Source organism: Actinoplanes sp. NPDC049548 (assembly GCF_040676695.1).
In the GTDB taxonomy this organism is placed as follows: Bacteria; Actinomycetota; Actinomycetes; order Mycobacteriales; family Micromonosporaceae; genus Actinoplanes.
Genome location: NZ_JBFAPM010000002.1, coordinates 323703 through 337751 on the forward strand (window position 1 = coordinate 323703; position 14049 = coordinate 337751).

Annotated in this window: 14 protein-coding genes and 2 pseudogenes; 9 read left to right on the forward strand and 7 right to left on the reverse strand. The window is 74.4% G+C overall.

Going from position 1 to position 14049, the window contains the following annotated elements; all coding sequences use genetic code 11:
• Nucleotides 1-25 precede the first annotated feature (25 nt).
• Both AB0J80_RS05585 and AB0J80_RS05590 read right to left on the reverse strand, forming a co-directional pair.
• Nucleotides 26-401: pseudogene (locus tag AB0J80_RS05585) on the reverse strand (hypothetical protein).
• Nucleotides 402-494: 93 nt separating this feature from the next.
• Nucleotides 495-719, reverse strand: a pseudogene (locus AB0J80_RS05590) (family 78 glycoside hydrolase catalytic domain); the annotation flags it as partial.
• A gap of 57 nt (nucleotides 720-776) precedes the next feature.
• On the opposite strand from AB0J80_RS05590, the gene AB0J80_RS05595 reads away from it, so the two are divergent.
• From AB0J80_RS05595 to AB0J80_RS05625, 7 genes are all read left to right on the forward strand, one after another.
• Nucleotides 777-1355: a DUF1684 domain-containing protein gene (locus tag AB0J80_RS05595; protein WP_364700735.1), complete on the forward strand. Its 579-nt coding sequence runs from the start codon at nucleotides 777-779 to the stop codon at nucleotides 1353-1355.
• A 36-nt stretch (nucleotides 1356-1391) separates the two neighbouring features.
• A complete protein-coding gene (locus AB0J80_RS05600) occupies nucleotides 1392-2519 on the forward strand; it encodes a histidine kinase (RefSeq protein ID WP_364701308.1) in 1128 nt (375 codons plus the stop codon).
• The gene (locus AB0J80_RS05605; RefSeq protein WP_364700737.1) at nucleotides 2516-3163 is read left to right on the forward strand and encodes a response regulator transcription factor; all 648 of its coding nucleotides are present in this window, start codon (nucleotides 2516-2518) and stop codon (nucleotides 3161-3163) included. The genes AB0J80_RS05600 and AB0J80_RS05605 overlap by 4 nt, the downstream gene beginning before the upstream one ends.
• A gap of 88 nt (nucleotides 3164-3251) precedes the next feature.
• Nucleotides 3252-3908, forward strand: a complete 657-nt coding sequence (locus AB0J80_RS05610) for a DUF2306 domain-containing protein (protein WP_364700739.1) — start codon at nucleotides 3252-3254, stop codon at nucleotides 3906-3908.
• A 169-nt stretch (nucleotides 3909-4077) separates the two neighbouring features.
• Complete coding sequence (locus AB0J80_RS05615) at nucleotides 4078-4356, forward strand: YggT family protein (protein WP_364700741.1); 279 nt, start codon at nucleotides 4078-4080, stop codon at nucleotides 4354-4356.
• Complete coding sequence (locus AB0J80_RS05620) at nucleotides 4353-4868, forward strand: GNAT family N-acetyltransferase (protein WP_364700743.1); 516 nt, start codon at nucleotides 4353-4355, stop codon at nucleotides 4866-4868. Before AB0J80_RS05615 ends, AB0J80_RS05620 begins: the two co-directional genes overlap by 4 nt.
• Nucleotides 4869-4932: 64 nt before the next feature.
• Nucleotides 4933-5742, forward strand: a complete 810-nt coding sequence (locus AB0J80_RS05625; RefSeq protein WP_364700745.1) for an SAM-dependent methyltransferase — start codon at nucleotides 4933-4935, stop codon at nucleotides 5740-5742.
• Nucleotides 5743-5745: 3 nt separating this feature from the next.
• Here the strand turns inward: AB0J80_RS05625 and AB0J80_RS05630 are convergent, their stop codons facing one another.
• Genes AB0J80_RS05630 through AB0J80_RS05650 form a run of 5 tightly spaced genes read right to left on the reverse strand, consistent with a single transcriptional unit; the run spans nucleotide 5746 to nucleotide 11574 of the window.
• Entirely contained in the window at nucleotides 5746-7947 is a 2202-nt protein-coding gene (locus tag AB0J80_RS05630; protein WP_364700747.1) for an FtsX-like permease family protein, read from the reverse strand.
• The gene (locus AB0J80_RS05635) at nucleotides 7944-8627 is read right to left on the reverse strand and encodes an ABC transporter ATP-binding protein (RefSeq protein ID WP_364700748.1); all 684 of its coding nucleotides are present in this window, start codon (nucleotides 8625-8627) and stop codon (nucleotides 7944-7946) included. The genes AB0J80_RS05630 and AB0J80_RS05635 overlap by 4 nt, the downstream gene beginning before the upstream one ends.
• Nucleotides 8624-9148, reverse strand: coding sequence for a PadR family transcriptional regulator (locus AB0J80_RS05640; RefSeq protein ID WP_364700750.1), 525 nt, complete (start codon nucleotides 9146-9148; stop codon nucleotides 8624-8626). Before AB0J80_RS05640 ends, AB0J80_RS05635 begins: the two co-directional genes overlap by 4 nt.
• 45 nt (nucleotides 9149-9193) lie before the next feature.
• Nucleotides 9194-10069, reverse strand: coding sequence for a diacylglycerol kinase family protein (locus AB0J80_RS05645; protein WP_364701310.1), 876 nt, complete (start codon nucleotides 10067-10069; stop codon nucleotides 9194-9196).
• On the reverse strand, nucleotides 10069-11574 hold the full coding sequence (locus tag AB0J80_RS05650) for an FAD-binding oxidoreductase (RefSeq protein ID WP_364700752.1): 1506 nt from the start codon (nucleotides 11572-11574) through the stop codon (nucleotides 10069-10071). Before AB0J80_RS05650 ends, AB0J80_RS05645 begins: the two co-directional genes overlap by 1 nt.
• A gap of 17 nt (nucleotides 11575-11591) precedes the next feature.
• Between AB0J80_RS05650 and AB0J80_RS05655 the strand changes: the two genes are divergently transcribed.
• Both AB0J80_RS05655 and AB0J80_RS05660 read left to right on the forward strand, forming a co-directional pair.
• A complete protein-coding gene (locus tag AB0J80_RS05655) occupies nucleotides 11592-12194 on the forward strand; it encodes a TetR/AcrR family transcriptional regulator (protein WP_364700754.1) in 603 nt (200 codons plus the stop codon).
• The gene (locus AB0J80_RS05660) at nucleotides 12191-13717 is read left to right on the forward strand and encodes a glycerol-3-phosphate dehydrogenase/oxidase (protein WP_364700756.1); all 1527 of its coding nucleotides are present in this window, start codon (nucleotides 12191-12193) and stop codon (nucleotides 13715-13717) included. The genes AB0J80_RS05655 and AB0J80_RS05660 overlap by 4 nt, the downstream gene beginning before the upstream one ends.
• Nucleotides 13718-14049: the final 332 nt, after the last annotated feature.

Sequence of the window (14049 nt, forward strand, 5' to 3'; positions counted from 1 at the left end):
AAGCGGCCGGTGAACGCCGTACTCGTCAGGTCGTTGGCCGTGTTGTCGTCGACGTTGAGCCAGTCGCCGTAGGTCTCCTGGTCGCGGATGAGGTTTTCACCCCGGTGGCCTTGAGGTAGTCCACCCAGCGGGCCATCGCGTCGAAGCGCCGGTCCACGGCGGACAGATCCCCGTAGCGCTGCCAGAGCACGTACGGCACCACCACTCCCGCATCGCCCCAGCAGGCCGTGGGTGTCGAGGGCGAACGTGGACGTGGCGCCGAACGCCGCGATGTCGCCGGTCCATCCGAGCCGCTCGTCGCGCTGCGGGCAGTCGGTGGGGATCGACAGCATGTTGGAACGCGCGCCCCACAGGACGTTGTGCTGCAGCTGGTTGACCAGCGGGTCCGAGGTGGTGAACATCCCGGTCCCCGCGCCGGCGGTCCAGGCCGCCGGCCCGGTGATGGTGTCGGCGGTCGGGGTGCCGGGGAAGCCGGTCAGCTCCACGTAGCGGTAGCCGTGCACGGTGAAGTGCGGCTCGAACGTCTCCGTGCCACCGCCGGCCAGCGTGAACGTGTCGGTGGCCTGGGCCGCGCGGAGGTTGGCCGCGTAGAGCGTCCCGTCCGCGTCGAGGATCTCGCCGTGTCGCAGCGTCACCGTGGTGCCGGCCGGTGAAGGTGCGCTGCAGGTAGCGGGTGGCGGCGGGCGGATCGTTCTCGGGGAACCAGATCCAGTGCGCACCGGCGAGCGTTGGCGGAGTCGCAAGATCTACTCAAGGGTGCCGTTACGGTGGAACCCGTGCAGGCACTCGAACTGGCCGACTACCGGGCGGCGGTCGCACGCCTCTACCTGACCGCGACCGACCTCGTCGACTTCCGCACCCGGCGCGACGCCCTCTTCGCCACCCACCCGCAGTCGGCGATCCCCCGGGGCGAGCCGTTCGCCGGCCTGAAGTACTACCCGCCCGCCGACGAGTACGTGACCGAGGCGGACCTGCGGGTGGCCCCCGGCGAGCTGGTCATCGACACCGGCGGCCCCGACGGCGTCTGCCGCTACGACCGCGTCGGCATCCTCGACACCCCGTGGGGCCCGTTGTCGCTGTGGTGGCTGGCGGCGTACGGCGGCGGGCTGTTCCTCCCGGTCCGCGACGCGACCAGCGGCACGGAGACGTACGGCGGCGGCCGGTACCTGACCGACACGGTCAAGGGCACCCACGGGCGCGGCCTCGAGCTGCTCGGCCCCACCCGGGTCCGGCTCGACTTCAACTACCTCTACAACCCGAGCTGCGCGTACGACGACGCATGGCTCTGCCCCCTGGCACCACCGGAGAACACGCTCACCGCACCGATCCGGGCGGGAGAGCTCAGCTACCACTAGGAGTCCCTCGGCCCCTACCATCGGGCCGTGCGCTCGATGCTCCGCTCCGTCTGGGACGAACCGCGCCCGCCCGCGGCCCCGGCGCGGGTGTGGCGCGACTGGGCGCTGGTCGCCGTCCTCGCGGTCCTCATCCCGCTGGAAGCGGCCCTGCGGCCGGGCCTGCCCGCGCGGTTCACCGGTGCGGCAGTCCTGATGGCACTGCTGCCGACCCTGCTCTGGCGGCGGACCCGGCCGCTGACGGCGGTCGCGGTGGCGTTCGGAGCGACCGCCCTGCTCCCCCTCGTCACCGGTGGGGTGAGCCTCGAGCACTACGCCACGGCCTACCCGCTGATCCTCCCGTACGCCCTGGTCCGCTGGGGTTCCGGCCGGGAGATCCTGCTCGGCTCGGGGATCATCGCGGTCAAGGTCGCGGTCTCCGCGGCCGTCGGTCAGATCGGGCCGGGCGACGCCGCCGGGGGCGTGGTCGTCCTCTGCTCGGCCGGCGCGCTGGCGCTCGCCCTGCGCTACCGGGCCCGCGCCCGGGCCCGGGAGCTCGACCAGGTGAAGCTGCTCGAGCGTGAGCAGCTGGCCCGGGACCTGCACGACACCGTCGCCCACCACGTCTCCGCCATGGCCATCCGCGCCCAGGCCGGTCTGGCCACCTCCGCCGCCGACCCGGCCGCCGCCACCGACGCGCTGCGGTTGATCGAGTCGGAGGCGGCGCAGGCCCTCGCCGAGATGCGCACGATGGTCCGCGTCCTGCGCCGCGGCGAGCCCCTCGACCTGGCGCCCAGCCCGGGCATCGGCGACGTGACCGCCTTCGCCGGCAAGGCGCGCGGCGGCCCGGAGGTCGACGTGCGGATCACCGGCGACGTGTCCGGCGTGCCGGCCCCGATCGGCGCCGCCGTCTACCGGCTGGCCCAGGAGTCGATCACGAACGCCCAGCGGCACGCGCGTCACGCGAGCCGCATCGAGGTCCGCGTCGACGCGGGCGCCGAGGCGGTCAGCCTGCGGGTCAGCGACGACGGGGACGGCGGGCACGGACGCCCGGCCGGTGGCGGCTACGGCATCAGGGGCATGGTCGAGCGCGCCGGCCTGCTCGGCGGCAGCTGCGCGGCGGGTCCCGGGCCGGACCGCGGCTGGACGGTCACGGCGACCCTGCCGCTCGCCGGGGCGGCCGGATGACCGTCCGGGTGCTGGTCGCCGACGACCAGGAGATCGTCCGTACGGGCTTGACGATGCTGCTCAACGCCCACCCGGACATCACCGTGGTGGCCGAGGCGGCGAACGGTCAGCGCGCCGTGGAGCTGGCCCTGAGCCTGCGGCCCGACGTGTGCCTGCTGGACATCCGCATGCCCGGCGTCGACGGCATCGAGGCGACCCGGCTCCTCGCCGGCCCCGGCGTGGCCGACCCCATCCCGGTCGTCGTCATCACCACCTTCGACCTCGACGAGCTCGTGTACGCGGCCCTGCGCGCCGGCGCCCGCGGTTTCCTGCTCAAGGAGGCCGGCGCCGCGATGCTGGCCCAGGCCGTGCACGCCGCCGCGGCCGGGGACGCCCTCATCGCGCCCAGCATCACCGCGCGGCTGCTGCACACCTTCGCCGCGGCCGGGCCCGCCGGAACGCCGCGCCAGCCGGTCGAGCCGTTGACCGAGCGGGAGGAGGAGGTGCTGCGGACGGTGGCCGCCGGGCGGACCAACGCCGAGATCGCCGACGAGCTGCACATCAGCCTCAGCACGGTGAAGACCCATGTCGCCAGCCTGATGACCAAGCTCGGGGCACGGAACCGGGTGGAGATCGCCATGTGGGCGTACGAGCATCGGCCATAAGTACGGCTCGCGCCTCCGTCCGCGGTACCAGACGATGCGAGCCCCGGGAGCGATGAGGCGTACCCCGATCTCCCGTGACGATCGTGACATGGCTTCCCGAACCTGGCTCGCGCCCACCGGACTCGTCGCACTCGCCCTCGTCCCGTCGGTGGCCGGCGCCGCCCGGCTCACCGAGCTCGCCTCCGGGGCGGAGGTGACGGCGGAGAACCAGCGCTTCTTCGACCTGCCCCTGCCGGTGGTGCTGCACGTCCTCGGCGCAGTGCCCTACTGCATCGTCGGCGCCTTCCAGTTCTCGGCGGTCCTGCGCCGCCGATGGCCCCGGTGGCACCGCGTCGCCGGTTACCTCCTCATGGTCTGCGGCCTGGTCGCGGCCGCCTCGGGTCTGTGGATGACGTTCGCCTACGACCTGCCCGCGACCGACAACGCGGCCACCAACGTGTACCGGGTGATCTTCGGCGGGGGGATGATCGCGTCGATCGTGCTGGGGCTGGTCGCGGTCCGCCGTCGCGACTTCCGGAGCCACGAGGCGTGGATGATCCGCGGTTATGCCATCGGCATGGGCGCCGGGACCCAGGTGTTCACCAACGTGCCGTGGCTGCTGCTGGTCGGCGAGCAGGGTCCGGTCAGCCACTCGTTCCTCATGCTCGCCGGCTGGGTCGTGAACCTCGCCGTCGCCGAATGGGTCATCCGCCGCCGCCCCACTCCCGCCCGCCGCGGCCGTCGCCTGGTGGACGTGGCGGGCTAGGTGGGTGTCTCGGATCATGGCGTCGCCGAGACGGAGTCCCCGTTTCGTCTCGCAAGTGGGCCGGACGCGGCGCGCAGCTGCGGCCCACCCCGGTTCTCACCTGAGGTTCAGCGATTTCACAACAAAGCGCCGCATAGTGGAGGGGCCCACCGGCTTCTGGAGGTATTCCATGGGTTCCGTGCTCGCCGTGGTGAGCCTGCTGTTGCTGCTGCTCCAGGTGCTGCTGATCCTTCGCGCGGTGCTCGACTGGACCGTCGCCATCGCCGGCCCGAGCATGCCCGGATCGTTCCGGTCCCGTCTGTCCGCCGGGGTGCGCGCGGCCACCGAACCGCTGCTCGCCCCGGTGCGCCGGGTGCTGCCGCCGCTGCGCGTCGGCGGCGTCGGCATCGACTTGGCCTTCATCGTCGTCTTCCTGGCCATCGTGATCGTCCGCTCGCTCCTGCCGTGACCCGTCCCGCCCGGGTGCGGATCGTGCACCTGACCGCCGCGATCTTCGAGGCCCTCGCCCGGCAGGACCTCGTGGCGGCGAACGCGCTGAGCCCGGTGCCGCTGTCGGCGTACCTGGCCGGGCCCGACAACGCCGGCACCTGGCGGCGGCGCCACCGGCAGGTGCTGGCCGACCCGGCGGAGGCGGCCTGGGTCACCGGCGTCATCTGGGACGAGGACGGGCGGCGGGCCGTCGGGCGGGCCGGCTTCCACGGCCTGCCGTCGCCCGCCGGCCTGGCGGAGATCGGCTACGCGGTCGACCCGGCGTTCCGGCGCCTCGGGTACGCCACCGCAGCGCTCGGTGTCCTGCTCGACCGCGCGGCCCGCGAGCCCGCCGTGCGAACCGTGCGGCTGTCCATCAGCCCGGACAACGTGGCGTCGCTCGCCCTGGCTCACCGGTTCGGGTTCGTCCAGGTCGGCGAGCAGTGGGACGACGAGGACGGTCGGGAGCTGGTCCACGAACGGGCGTCGTGACTCCGCCGATCCGCTCATTAAGATCGGTACCGGACGTTCCCCTCGTCCAGCGGTGGGAGGCAGTGTGAGCGGCGGCCACGCGGATGTGAACCGGTTCGACTCGACGGTCGCGCATCCGGCCCGGCGGTACAACTACTGGCTCGGCGGCAAGGACCACTTCGCCGCGGACCGGGCCTCCGGTGACGCCATCGAGGCCGCCATGCCGACCATCCGGCTCATGGCGGTGGAGAACAGAATGTTCCTCGGCCGCGCCGTGGAGTTCCTGGCGCGGCAGGGTGTGCGGCAGTTCCTCGACATCGGCACCGGCATCCCGGCCCCCGGCAACACCCACGACGTGGCCCGCGCGATCCAGCCGGCCACCCGCACCGTGTACGTCGACAACGACCCGATCGTGCTCACCCACGCCCGGGCGCTGATCACGGGCGGGCCGGAGGGCGCGATCGCGTACCTCGACGCCGACCTGCGCAGGCCCGGGGACATCCTGGGCCACCCGGACCTGCACGCGACCCTGGACCTCACCCAGCCGGTCGCCCTGCTGCTCGTCGCCGTCCTGCACTTCATCCGCGACGACGAGGACCCGCAGGGCATCGTCGACAAGCTCGTGGGCGCCCTGCCCGCCGGCAGCTACGTCGTCGCCTCCCACGCCACCTGGGAGCACCAGACGCCGGAGGCGATCGCCGAGCTCACCGCGAACAACCGCGACGGCCGCTTCGTGCCGCGCACCGGCGAGCGCCTGGCCGAGCTCCTGCACGGCCTCGAGCTCGTCGACCCGGGCCTGGTGTCGGTGTCCCGCTGGCGTGCCGACGGCGCCCCGCACCCCCGCCCGTCCATCGAGGACGTGTCCTGCAACGGCGTGGTGGCGCGCGTCGGATGACCCTCAGTCGTTGCGGGCCGCTTCGGGACCGGTGATGCGGCGCAGCAGCGGCAGCATCGACGTGATCACCGCCAGGGAGACCGCCAGCCCGAGCCCCACGATGACGTAGTAGCCGGGCCCCGGCGACCTCAGCGACAGGTGCATCTGTGCCTTGAGAAACAGATGGGCGCAGAGGAACCCCGACCCGGCGGACACGAGCGCCGCCGTCAGCAGCGGTGTCACGCTCTCGAGTGCCACGACCCGCCGCAGCGTGGCGAGCGACACCCCGGTCAGCCGCAGCATGCTGAACGGCCGCTTGCGCTCGGCCAGCCCGCCCGCCACGGTGACGGCGAGGCTGAGGCCGGCGATGGCCAGGCTGACCAGCACCACCACGTCGGCCAGCCGCTGCCAGCCGTCGAAGACCCGGGCGGCGTCCGCCTCCCACTCGGCCGGCGTCACCGGACCCCACAACGTCGGGTACGCGGTGGTGATCATGGTGCGGGCGCGCTCCACGGTGGCAGCCGAGCCGTCCGTGTCCACCATGAGCGACAACGCCGGGAGCTCGCGGAGCCGGGACACGGGTAGGTCCGCGGCGGGCCAGGGACCGGTGAACTCGTCGGGGCCGACGAGATCGGCCCACACCCACGCGGTCGTCGCCCCGGGCTCGCACTGCCTTGCTCCGGGCGTACGGGCGATGTCCGCGCAGTCGGCGAGGCTGTCGGGGAAGAAGAACCGGTCGGCGCTTCCCGGCGGCCGGGGCAGGTCTTCGGGGGCCACCCGGACCACCGTCACGGTCCGGACACCGGGCAGCTCAGCGAGCCCGGCCGGGACGACCGTCCCGGTGGGTGCCGCGCGCTCGTCCCGGAAGATGAGCCCGAGCTCGCCGTCGTAGCCGACGCCCGGCCGCGGGCGGTCCGCCGAGAGCGTCGTCATCACGCCCACGGCGACACTGGTCACGAACAGCGCGAGGACCAGGCCGCTGACCGCGCGGAACCCCGCCCTGGGGTCGTCGGCGAGCCGGCGCGCGGCGATCAGCGACTCCGGGCGCCGGGCCCGGCGGGCCAGCAGCCGGGAACCGGCCATGGTGAGCCACGGTCCCGCGATGACCAGGCCCGCCATGACGATGAGGATGCCGGGCAGGAAGGCGAGGATCTGGTCCTCGGTGCGGTCCGGCCGGCGGCCGATGAAGTAGGCCAGCTCGGCGAGCCCGACGGCCATCGGGATGAGCCGGTACGCGCGCGGCGGCCGCGGCGTGACCCGCCGGCTCACCCCGAGCGGTGAGATCTGGACGCGGCGCAACGCGAACCGGGCGACCAGGGCGGCCGCCACGGGTACGCCCACCGCCACGCCCAAGGTGCCCGCGATGCCGGGCGACAGGTCCGACGGGAACATCGGCGCACCGGTGAACGGGATGGCGGCCAGCAGGTCGCGGAAGGCGTAGAACAGGATGAACCCGCCCACCGTCCCGGCGAGTGCGGACACTGTGGACTCGACCGCGGCGACGGTCGCCACCTGCCGGGGTGTCGCGCCGACCAGCCGCATGGCCGCGAACCGCTGCTCGCGCCGGGTGGCGTTGAGCCGGGTCGCCGAGCCCACGAGGATCAGCAGCGGGAAGATCAGCGCGCCCGCGACCACCGCCAGGATGAGCTGCAGCCCGGCCGACGGGATGCCGGCCCAGCAGCCGCCCGGGCAGCTGGCGGGGGCCGCGGCCGGGATGCGGTCGACCCGCACGGCGCCCGGGCGGTGTGCCAGGTCCGCCGGGGCGTACCCGACGACGGCCACCAGCGAGTCCGGCGCGGGCAGCGCGGCCGGGCCGATCGTGCCGGCCATCCGGCCGGGGAAGCGGGCGCCGAGCTGGTCGGCGGGCGCGGTCGCGAGCAGGTCGCGCAGGGCCGGCGAGACGTAGAACTCCCCGGGCCCGGGCAGTCGCGGCAGGCCGGGCGGCACGGGTGCGCCCGGCGCGGCGGCGGCCAGGTCGACCCGGCCGAGGGCCCGCTTGTCGTAGCTGTCGATGCGCAGGTGCCACCACAGGGGACCCTGTTCGGCCGGGTGCACGGCGGCGTTGGCCCAGCCGTAGCGGTCGTTCTGCCGCTCCACGCCGGTCATGCCGGCCACGGCGGTCAGCAGCATGCCGACCCCGACAGCCACCGCCGCAGCGATGATGACCAGCCGCAGCACCGCCTCCCGGCCCCCCGCGACCGTGAGGCGCAACCCGAAGCGGATCATGAGACGACCGGCTCGGCGGTGAGCGAGTGGACCCGGCCGTCGCGGACCACGACCTCGCGGTCGGCGTATGCGGCCACCCGCGGCTCGTGGGTGACCAGCACGACGGTGGTGCCGCGCTCGCGGGCCGCATCGACGAGAAGGTCCATGACCTGCTCACCGGTGAGCGAGTCCAGGGCGCCGGTCGGCTCGTCGGCGAACAGCACCCGGGGCCGGGCGACCAGGCCGCGGGCGAGCGCCACCCGCTGGGCCTGCCCGCCGGACAGCTCGCCCGAGCGCCGCTGCTCCAGCCCGTCGAGGCCGAGGCGGGGGAACCAGTCGCGCGCCTCGCGCACCGCCGCGGCCCGGCGTACGCCGTTGAGCAGCAGCGGCAGGGCGACGTTCTCCTCGGCGGTGAGCTCGGGCACGAGCTGTCCGAACTGGAACACGAACCCGAAGGCGTCCCGGCGCAGGGCGCTGCGCGCGGTCTCGGGCAGGGTGTCGACCCGGCGGCCGTCGAAGTGGATCTCACCGGTGTCCGGCGTGAGGATGCCGGCGAGGCAGTGCAGCAGCGTGGACTTGCCCGAGCCGCTCGGGCCCATGATGGCGAGGATCTCCCCGGCGTCGACGCTCAGGCTCGCGCCCCGCAGCGCGGGGGTCTGCCCGAAGGACAGCGAGACGTTGCGGGCGGCGATGAGGCTCATCGGCGGACCTCCTTGGCGAGGGCGTCGAGCCGGGCCGCGGTGAGCTCGATCCACCGCAGGTCGGCCTCGAGGTGGAACAGCCCGTGGTCGGCGAGCAGCGCGTCGACGAGCTCGCCGGTCCGCTTGATCTCGGTCAGCTCGCGCATCCGGCGCAGGTGCGCGGCCCGCTGGGTGTCGAGGTACTCCTCCGCCGGGCGGCCCAGCATCAGCGCCAGCGTGACCTTGGCGAAGAGCAGGGTCTGCAGGTGCGGCTCGGGCTCGACCGGCTCGGTGAGCCAGGTGTCCACCTCGGTGGCGCCCAGGTCGGTGATGATGTAGCGCTTGCGGTCGGGCCCCACGCCGGGGCCGACCTCGCTGATGACCACCTTGCCGTCGCGTGCGAGCCGGCCGAGCGTGGAGTAGACCTGCCCGAACGACAGCGGCTTGCCGCGCCCGAAGAAGGTGTCGTAGTCGCGCTTGAGGTCGTAGCCATGGCTGGGTTCGCGTTCGAGCAGCCCCAGGAGGGTCAGCGGCACCGTCATGTCGCCGACTATACGCTGAGAGTATACGCCGAGGGAATACCCGCCTCAGGCTCCGATCAGGCGCAGCGCACCGGGGTGGACGCGGACCGTGAGCGGACCGGACGGCAGCGGCTCGCCGTCCGCGTAGAACGGCGTCGGGCGGTCCGTGGCGATCGTGACCTCGCGGACCGGCCGGCACTCGATGCCCGGCATCGTCACGTGCTCGCCGCGGCGCATCGCCCGCAGGACCGGCACCAGGCGGCGCCGGCTCATCTCGCCGATCGTCACGAGGTCGAGCAGCCCGTCGTCCAGCCGCGCCGCCGGAGCCACCCGCAGCGCCCCGCCGTACCAGGCGCAGTTGGCCACCACGACCGTGTTGCCGCGCAACCGCTGCGGCGCCCCGTCGACCGTCAGGTCGTAGGTCACCGGCCGCCACCGAGCGAGCACCCCGGCCGCCGCGATCTGGTAGGCGATCGGCCGCCGCGGCAGGCGCCAGCGGTTCGCCGCGGCGTTCGCGGCCGCGTCGAGACCCGCGCAGACGCTGCCGAGCACCACCCGGTCCCCCGCCATCGCCACGTCGACCGGCCGGCTGACCCGCTCCCGCAGCGCCGCGGCGAAGGCCGCCGGGTCCTCGCGCGGCAGCGGCACGGCCCGGGCCAGGTCGTTCCCCCGGCCCGCCGGCACCACCCCCAGCTCGGCCCGCGTGCCGGCCAGCCCGGCCGCGACCGCCCCGGCCATCCCGTCACCACCGGCCGCGAGCACCGTCTCACCCTGCCCGGCTGCCGCGGCGGCCAGCTCGGTGGCATGCTCCAGACCCCTGCTGTACGCGACCCGCACCCGTGCCCCGCTGTCCCGCAACGCCCGGGCCAGCGCGATCATCGTGGCCGCGGCCGTACCCGCGCCGGCGGCGGGGTTCACGACCGCGGTGAACGTCTCGCGCATCACCACGGCAGCAGGATTCCGGGATTGAGGACGTCGTGCGGGTCCATGGCCCGCTTGACCGCCTGCAGCACGGCGACGCCGACCGGGCCGATCTCCTCGGCGTACCAGGGCCGGTGGTCGCGGCCGACGCCGTGGTGATGGCTGATCGTGGCGCCGGACGCGACGATCGCCTCGCCCGCCGCCACCTTCGCCGCCCGCCACTGCGCGACCGGATCCTCGGCCTGTGCCGCCACCACCGTGAAGTAGAGCGACGCGCCGGTCTCGTACACGTGCGAGATGTGGCACATGACGATCGGCGGCGTACCCCCGGCGCCCAGCGTGCCGACCAGCGCGTCCCGGACGGCGGCGTACGTCTCCGGAAGGCGGTCCCAGAAGGTGGCGGTCTCCAGCGTCTCGGCGAGCGCACCCGCATCGAGGAGGGCGTCGCGCAGGTACGGTGCGCGGAACCGGCCCGCGGCCCACACCCGCCCCGGCTCCGCACCGAGCGGCTCACCCCCGTACGCCTTGAGCTGCTCGGCGGGATGAGCCTCCTCCAGATGCCCGACGATGGCGAGGCAGCCGCCGCCGGCCTCCGCGCCGGAACCGGTCGCCGCGTTGATGGCCGTCTCCGCCTCGTCGGACAACCGCAGCACCGCCGGCAGCGGGCCGTCCTGGGCGAGGGCGCGCACCGCCCGCATCCCGGCCTCGAAGGAGGGGAACGCCCACCCGGCATAGCTCAGCTCGCACTGCGGCCGGATGCGCACGGTGAGCTCGGTGAGCACGCCGAAGGCCCCCTCGGAGCCGAGCATCAGCTGGCGCAGGTCGGGCCCGGCCGCGGACTGCGGCGCCCGGCCGAGGTCGAGGGTGCCCGCGCCGGTGGCCGCGCGCAGGCCGACGACCATCTGGTCGAACCGGCCGTACCCCGCCGACGCCTGGCCGCTGGAGCGGGTCGCGGCGAAGCCGCCGAGCGTCGCGTACTGGAAGGACTGGGGGAAGTGGCCGAGCGTGAACCCCTCGGCGTTGAGCAGCTCCTCGGCTCGGGGGCCGCGGATGCCGGCCTCGAAGGTGGCGGTCCGGGAGGTGCGGTCGAGGCGGAGCAGCTTGTCGAGGCCGCTCAGGTCGAGGGCGACGACCCCGGCGTAGCCGTCGCGGACGGCGCGCAGCCCGCCGACCACGGACGTGCGGCCGCCTTGCGGCACGACCGCGATCCGGTGCTCGGCGGCGAGCCGCAGGACTTCGAGGACGTCCTCGTGCGAGGACGGCCGGGCGACGCCGTCCGGCGCGTCGGGCACGGCGCCGCCGCGGGCGGTGAGCAGGTCCTCGGTGGACATCCCGGCGGCGTGGCGCAGGCGGGCCGCGGCGGAGACGTCCAGCCCGGGGAAGTCCGGCAGCGGCGCCGGCTCCGGGAGCACCGGCTCGGCCGCCGGCCGCGGTCCGGTCACGCCCAGCGCGGAGGAGAGCAGGTCGCGCACGGACAGCGACAGGGTGACGGCGTCGGCGGGATCGCCCCAGCGGAAGGTGGTCATGCGTTACACTGTGACACATGACGTCAACTCGTAACACCCCCGCTCGCGAGCGAGGCGACGACGCGCTCCTCGACGCGGCCCGGGAGTGCGTGCTCGCCGTCGGCCTGCGGCGCACGACGCTCACCGACGTGGCCCGGCGAGCCGGCGTCTCCCGCATGACGATGTACCGGCGCTGGCCGGACATGGCCACGCTGATGGCGGACCTGATGACCCGCGAGTGGAGCGCGCTGGCCTTCGCGGCGGAGTCGGACGCGGTGGGCGGGACCGCGCGCGAACGCATCGTCGACGGCCTCGTCCGGGGCGCGCGGGCGCTGCGCAGGCACGCGATGTTCCGGCGGGTGGTCGAGCTCGACCCCGAAGTGCTGCTCCCCTACCTCGTCGATCGCCGCGGCAGCGTGCAGGACGCCATCCTCGAGCACCTCGTCGCCGCGATCGAGCAGGGCCGCGACGACGGCTCCCTGCGCCGGCAGCATCCGGTGCTGCTGGCCCGCACCGCGGTCCTGGCCGTGCACGGGTTCGTCATCTCCGCATCGACGATGACGGGCCCGGACGGCGACGTCACCGAGGAGGCGCTCGACGACGAGCTGCGCCTGCTCCTCGACCGGCACCTGCAGCCGTGAACGCCACCTCGCTGTCCGCGGCCCGCCGCCGCCGCGACCTCGCCGAGCTGGCCGGCGGCACCACGGTCGACCTGCTCGTCGTCGGCCTGGGCGCGACCGGAGCCGGCGTGGCCCTCGACGCCGCCTCGCGAGGGCTGACGGTGGCCGCCGTCGACGCCGGCGACCTGGCCTTCGGCACGTCCCGCTGGAGTTCCAAACTGGTCCACGGTGGACTGCGTTACCTCGCGGGCGGGCACGTCGGCCTGGCGTACGAGAGCGCCGGCGAGCGCGACGTGCTGCTGCGGCGTACGGCCCCGCACCTGGTCAGCGCGCTGCCGTTCGTGCTGCCGCTCACGCCGTTCGTTCCCGGGTCGAAGGCGTGGCTGGCCCGTGCGGGATTCGCCGCGGGCGACGCCCTGCGCATCGCCGCCGGCACCCCACGCGCGGCCCTCCCCCGCTCCCGCCGCATCTCGGCCGTCGAGGTACGCCGCCTGGCCCCGGGCGTACGCCGCTCCGGCCTGCGCGGCGGGCTGCTGCAGTGGGACGGGCAACTGGTCGACGACGCGCGGCTGGTCGTGGCACTGGCCCGCACGGCGGCCGGCTTCGGCGCGCGCATCGTGACCCACTGCGCGGTCGAGTCGCTGCACGGCCGAGGAGCGGCCGTCCGTGACACGCTGACCGGCGAGCGCCACGAACTGCGCGCGCGAACCGTCGTCAACGCGACCGGCGTCTGGGCCGGGCAGCTCGACCCGGCCGTACGCCTGCGCCCGTCCCGCGGCACCCACCTGGTGCTGCGCGCCGCGGCCCTCGGCCACCCCACCGCCGCGCTGACCGTGCCGGTCCCGGGCGAGACCAACCGGTTCGTCTTCGCGCTCCCCCAGCCGGGCGGCCTCGTCTACGCGGGAATCACCGACGAGCCGGTCGACGGGCCGGTGAGCGACGTCCCGCGCCCCAGCCCGGCGGAGGTCGGCTTCCTGCTCGACGTGTTCGCCACCGCGCTGGAGGCCCCGCTCTCCGAGGCGGACGTCGTGGGCACGTTCGCCGGGCTGCGACCCTTGCTGACGGGGCGGGCGGACACCACCGCCGACCTGTCGCGGCACCACGCCGTGCACACCTCGGCTGCCGGCGTCACCACAGTGGTGGGCGGGAAGCTCACGACGTACCGGAGAATGGCGGCCGACGCGGTCGACACTGCGGTGACCCACGCCGGGTTGACCGCCGGCCCGTGCCGCACCGCGCGACTGCCGCTGGTCGGAGCGGCGCCGCCCGCCCGCCTCAGCCGCCTCAACGCCCCGGCCCGGCTGATCGCCCGCTACGGCGCCGAGGCGCCCGCCGTGTACGCCCTAGGCGCGGCCGATCCGACCCTGCGGGAGCCGGTCGCACCCGGCATCGACGTGACCGGCGCGGAGCTGCTCTTCGCGGTACGCCACGAGGGCGCGGTGACCGAGGAGGATCTGCTGGACCGCCGCACCCGCCTCGGCCTGGTCCCGGCCGACCGCGACCGCGCGCTCCCGGCAGCGCGCGCAGCCCTGGCCACCCCCTGAGCGACCCGCCGGCCACCAGCGAGTCAGCGGACAACCGTTCCGCTGGGCCAAGTCCGTCCGCGAATGGTCACAAAGGTTGATCGGCCACACCGTCGAAGACCTCGCCGGGATCACCCGAACCGACCTTCCAGAACGCTGAGTCACCGCCACGACGACGATGGGACCGCAAAGGAAACGAAACCCCGATTCATCATGGACGCCCGATAAGTGGCCGGACCGGGCGCGGACTGCGATCGAGAAATGCCGCGATTTGGGAGCGTATGCGCATCGGCTGTTGTCGGGCTTCGGCATCAAGAAACCGGCCGAACATCCTTCCGACGACAAGACCCTGG

Bases quoted from the DNA above. Each gene is read 5' to 3' on its own strand.
- AB0J80_RS05600 (WP_364701308.1), top strand. From the start codon at position 1,392: ATGCTCCGCTCCGTCTGGGACGAACCGCGCCCGCCCGCGGCCCCGGCG.
- AB0J80_RS05605 (WP_364700737.1), top strand. From the start codon at position 2,516: ATGACCGTCCGGGTGCTGGTCGCCGACGACCAGGAGATCGTCCGTACG.
- AB0J80_RS05610 (WP_364700739.1), top strand. From the start codon at position 3,252: ATGGCTTCCCGAACCTGGCTCGCGCCCACCGGACTCGTCGCACTCGCC.
- AB0J80_RS05615 (WP_364700741.1), top strand. From the start codon at position 4,078: ATGGGTTCCGTGCTCGCCGTGGTGAGCCTGCTGTTGCTGCTGCTCCAG.
- AB0J80_RS05630 (WP_364700747.1), bottom strand. From the start codon at position 7,947: ATGATCCGCTTCGGGTTGCGCCTCACGGTCGCGGGGGGCCGGGAGGCG.
- AB0J80_RS05635 (WP_364700748.1), bottom strand. From the start codon at position 8,627: ATGAGCCTCATCGCCGCCCGCAACGTCTCGCTGTCCTTCGGGCAGACC.
- AB0J80_RS05640 (WP_364700750.1), bottom strand. From the start codon at position 9,148: ATGACGGTGCCGCTGACCCTCCTGGGGCTGCTCGAACGCGAACCCAGC.
- AB0J80_RS05645 (WP_364701310.1), bottom strand. From the start codon at position 10,069: ATGCGCGAGACGTTCACCGCGGTCGTGAACCCCGCCGCCGGCGCGGGT.
- AB0J80_RS05650 (WP_364700752.1), bottom strand. From the start codon at position 11,574: ATGACCACCTTCCGCTGGGGCGATCCCGCCGACGCCGTCACCCTGTCG.
- AB0J80_RS05655 (WP_364700754.1), top strand. From the start codon at position 11,592: ATGACGTCAACTCGTAACACCCCCGCTCGCGAGCGAGGCGACGACGCG.